Consider the following 726-nt stretch of genomic DNA (forward strand, 5'->3'; position numbering starts at 1 on the left):
GACAGCGTTCTTGGAGGTGTAACAGATACAATTAAAAATATCAAAGGTTCAATTGATTGGGTTGCAAGTAAAGTTGGCGGACTATTCAAAGGTTCTATGGTAGTAGGCTTAACAGATGTCAATTTATCTTCTAGCGGTTACGGTTTAAGCACTAACAGTGTATCAAGCGACAATAGAACATATAACACATTTAACGTGCAAGGCGGTGCTGGTCAAGATGTTTCTAACTTAGCGCGTGCAATCAGACGAGAATTTGAACTAGGGAGGGCTTAATGGTAAGACAGTATAAAATACATACTAACTTAGACGGAACAGACGACAAAGTTTGGGACGTTACAAATGGAAAAGTTAGATTTTACCAGCCCTCTAATTTAGGGTTACAATCAACTAATAATATTTGGCAAATTAACGGTATCGGAGTAATGGGAACTCGTTCAATTACCCAGCCACAAATAGAGTTCAAGTTAGAAACGTTTGGCGAAAGTTTAGAAGAAAATTATCGGTTAATGAAAGACTTCGTGAATGATATTCTTAGCAAAAAATTCATTACACTTGAATATCAAACAGAGATTTTTCAGGTGTATGCTGATTTGGCTTTAGCAGATGTCACAAAGACAGAGGGTTATGGGAAGAACGGAACTTTTAGCGAAAAGATAACGTTCGATATAATCACAAAGTGGTATACTTACGAAAATTTAACTTTTGAGAAAATTCAAAATGGTAAAG

General features: G+C 36.1%; 2 protein-coding genes. Both read left to right on the plus strand.

Annotation, left to right across the window (positions count from 1 at the left end; genetic code table 11):
- Positions 1–273, plus strand: a 273-nt coding sequence (locus EII37_RS10790) for a hypothetical protein (protein WP_142997536.1), incomplete at its 5' end; no start/stop codon positions are given.
- Positions 273–726, plus strand: a 454-nt coding sequence (locus tag EII37_RS10795) for a phage distal tail protein domain-containing protein (RefSeq protein WP_185696012.1), incomplete at its 3' end; no start/stop codon positions are given. The genes EII37_RS10790 and EII37_RS10795, both read left to right, overlap by 1 nt.

This window comes from Streptococcus sp. OH4692_COT-348 (assembly GCF_003859975.1).
GTDB lineage: Bacteria > Bacillota > Bacilli > Lactobacillales > Streptococcaceae > Streptococcus.